Source organism: Rhodococcus sp. (in: high G+C Gram-positive bacteria), from assembly GCF_049286785.1.
Classification (GTDB): Bacteria; Actinomycetota; Actinomycetes; order Mycobacteriales; family Mycobacteriaceae; genus Rhodococcus_F.
Window position 1 is genome coordinate 1 of record NZ_JBAQEO010000719.1, and the last position, 3,456, is coordinate 3,456.

Here is a 3,456-nt window from a genome sequence, read left to right on the forward strand (position 1 = left end):
CTTCCACACAGAATCCACGGGGCGCCCCGACTGCACGTGGGCCTCGAGCCCGGGAATCGCATCGAAAGCGGTCGGGACCACCACGGCCGGTGGCCGATGGCCGGCCAGCGAACCCATGGTCGGATAGACGCCGAGCTGTGCGTTGACCTGACCTCCGGCCGCGAGGACCACCGTTGCTGCCGCCAGCGCGGTCACGCCCCTCCGCCATGCCCCAGGAGTTCGACGTAGCAGCGCACCGGCGACCAGGCCCGCACATACCGCAAGAAAGATCCAGCCGTATCCCCCGACCGGGATCTGGCTGGGCAGGGGCCGGTACACCGCCCAGACGAAACCTGCAATCACGGCGGTCACCGCAGTCGCCGACACCGCAGATCGTACGACCAGCATCCTGGTTGCCCCAGACGCAGACAGCAGCACAGCGACGCCGACCGCCGCCGCGGCGGCCAGTGCAAGCTGCGCACGGTCGTGTTCGAGCGACAGGTGCGCAAGCCTCGAGAGCAACCGACGAAACTCCACGCGACCAGTATTCACACTGTCGGGGACAGTGGAACAGCCAGCCCTACAAGGTTTCTCGAAGATCGGACCTATCGGGCACGACGCCGCACCACAAGGACGACGGAGGCCATGGCCGCGAGTGCCGCGAGAGCTACCGCCGCGATGATCACCCCTCGCGTACCGACCGTCTCGGGCGACAGGATCTCGTCGACGGTTCCCGAACTCGTCACTGCACCGTCCGCGCGCTCCTGCACAAGCGCAACCGCACCGCGCAGAACCTGAACGGGCGGAATCGGGCCGTCGCGGGCCTCTGATCCGACCAACAGGTCACCGTCCTCGTCGAACGCGACCGCTTCACCCTGCGGTTGCTGCGGCAGGCGGACTCGCAGGACGGGTCCGGCAGTCAGCGCCTTCACCAGATCACCGTCGGGATCCGAATAGAAGTACACGTCGGAGTAGGTTCTGAGCGCCGCAACGGCTCCGTCGGCCGACACGGCACCACCGGTGAACATGGTCGAGTCCACCGTGGGGACGTTGGTCGCCGTGACCACCTGTTCTTCGGACGTCTCCACCCGGCCCGCCCGCTCGAGCGGTACGGGTCCCGGACCGGCCGGACCAGCCGGTCCGACTCCCCCCGCGGGCCGGTAGACACCGGCTGCGCCGAAAACTTCCTTCGTGACGATCAGCGGAGTTCCGTCGCGCTGGATCAGGACGGTCTCCGCGTCGTGAGGCCCATCCGGATACGTCAGCCGGTGTAGTTCTCCGACTCCGGTGCCGCGATCCATGCTGATCAACGCCACGGTCGTGCGCACCCTGCCGTTGTCCCCGGTATCGGCCAGCCACAGTCGGCCGTCCGGACCGGTGGCCAGGTCCTCGATGTCGTAGGGATCCACAGGCACCGGAAGCCAGCGCTGCACCGCGCATCCTTCGTCCAGGACCGCGACTGCCCGATCGGATCCGCTGTCGCCCACCGCGTACAGCAGGCCGCCGATCGAGACCAGCCCGGAGAGTTCCGCCAGCGAGGTCTCGTCCGGTACCGGACCGAGTGCGGAATCATCCGGCGTGCACATCGGGACGAAGTCCGAGGCGTCGACGAATACCGGTTCGGTCCGTGCCGGCTCGGCCCCGGCCGAACCGGTGACGGCGAACGGCACGGACGATGTCAGAGCCACCGCCGCGAGGACCGCGGCCCACCGTCCGCGATCAGGCACTGACGCTGTACTGCACCAACGCAGAAGCCAACAGCTCGGGAACCCGCGCGTGCACGCGCATGCCGTCTTCTTCGTGCGAAGAGTCGAGGATCTGACCGTCGGAGTGGATCTTGGCCATCAGGTCACCACGTTCGTACGGCAGGAGGACGCTGACCTCGATCGCGGGACGCACCAGGACGTCGGCGAGATGAGCACGCAGTTCCGCTATGCCCTCCCCGGTCTTCGCGGAGACGAAGACGGCCCCAGGCAGCAGTCCGCGCAGCTGGGTCAACACCACCGGATCGGCGGCGTCGATCTTGTTCACGACGATCAGCTCCGGGGGCGCCGGCGTGTCGTTCTCACGGATCACGTCGGTGATCACCTCGCGGACGGCCTTGATCTGATCCGTCGGCAGCGGATCGGAACCATCCACCACGTGCAGCAGCAGATCGGCGTCGGTCACCTCCTCGAGGGTGGAACGGAAGGCTTCGACCAGTTGGGTGGGCAGATGGCGTACGAACCCGACGGTGTCGGTGAGGATGTACTCGCGCCCGTCTTCGAGCGATGCCCGCCGGGTGGTGGGGTCGAGGGTGGCGAACAGTGCGTTCTGCACCAGCACCCCGGACCCGGTCAGGGCGTTGAGCAGACTGGACTTGCCTGCGTTCGTGTACCCGACGATTGCGATCGAGGGTACGTCGCTGCGCAGGCGGCGGGTGCGTTTGGTGTCGCGCGCCGCCTTCATTCTCTTGATCTCTCGCTTCAGCTTCGCCGTCCGCTCGCCGATGCGGCGACGGTCGGTTTCGATCTTCGTCTCACCGGGACCGCGAAGACCCACGCCGCCTTTGGCGCCGGCGCGACCACCGGCCTGCCGGGACATCGACTCACCCCAGCCGCGCAGCCGGGGAAGCATGTACTCCATCTGGGCCAGCGCGACCTGTGCCTTACCTTCCCGGGAGGTGGCGTGCTGGGCGAAGATGTCGAGGATCAGTGCGGTGCGGTCGATGACCTTCACCTTGACGACCTTCTCCAGGGCGGTCAGCTGCGCGGGAGTGAGCTCACCGTCGCAGATCACCGTGTCGGCGCCGGTGGAGAGAACCACCTCGCGCAGTTGTTCGGCCTTACCGGAACCGATGTAGGTGGCGGCATCGGGCTTGTCACGCCGCTGTACCAAGGCCTCGAGGACCTCGGAACCAGCAGTTTCTGCCAGCGCGGCCAGCTCGGCCATACTGGATTCGGCCTGTTCCGCGCTGCCCTGCATCCATACACCGACCAGCACGACCCGTTCCAGACGCAGCTGGCGGTATTCGACTTCGGTGACGTCGGTGAGTTCGGTGGACAGGCCGGCAACTCGGCGCAGCGCGGCGCGATCCTCCAGCTGCATCTCGCCGGCAGAAGGACGCTCGTCGTCATAGGTGAATTCGCCGGCGTCCGTGAACGGCGCTTCTTCGGTGCGATGTGATTTCGTCATACGCCCTCATGATCCCACGGAAAGACGTGCATGTGCACGTACATTTCGCGCAGGGCGATCAAACGAGGCTCCGCCACCAGTCGTCGTCGATGCTCCCGGACGCCACCAGGGCGGAGGGACCACGCAGCGTAGCGCGCCCGTCCGACACCGTCACGGTGACCTGACCACCGGGTATGCGAACATCCACTCGCCCCGAGTCGGACCCGTCGAAGCGCAGTGCCGCGGTTGCCGCGGCCACCGTGCCGGTGCCGCACGAACGCGTTTCACCGACACCACGTTCGTGCACACGCATGTCGACGGCAC

General features: G+C 67.1%; 2 protein-coding genes and 2 pseudogenes. All 4 read right to left on the bottom strand.

What is annotated here, in order from left to right; genetic code table 11:
• Nucleotides 1-516: pseudogene (locus WAW17_RS25950) on the bottom strand (esterase); the annotation flags it as partial.
• Nucleotides 517-584: 68 nt separating this feature from the next.
• The gene (locus tag WAW17_RS25955) at nucleotides 585-1,706 is read right to left on the bottom strand and encodes a hypothetical protein (protein WP_422335744.1); all 1,122 of its coding nucleotides are present in this window, start codon (nucleotides 1,704-1,706) and stop codon (nucleotides 585-587) included.
• Complete coding sequence (hflX, locus tag WAW17_RS25960; protein ID WP_422335745.1) at nucleotides 1,699-3,153, bottom strand: GTPase HflX; 1,455 nt, start codon at nucleotides 3,151-3,153, stop codon at nucleotides 1,699-1,701. Before hflX ends, WAW17_RS25955 begins: the two co-directional genes overlap by 8 nt.
• A gap of 58 nt (nucleotides 3,154-3,211) precedes the next feature.
• Nucleotides 3,212-3,456 (bottom strand): annotated as a pseudogene (locus tag WAW17_RS25965) (diaminopimelate epimerase); the annotation flags it as partial.

Bases quoted from the DNA above. Each gene is read 5' to 3' on its own strand.
- hflX (WP_422335745.1), bottom strand. From the start codon at position 3,153: ATGACGAAATCACATCGCACCGAAGAAGCGCCGTTCACGGACGCCGGC.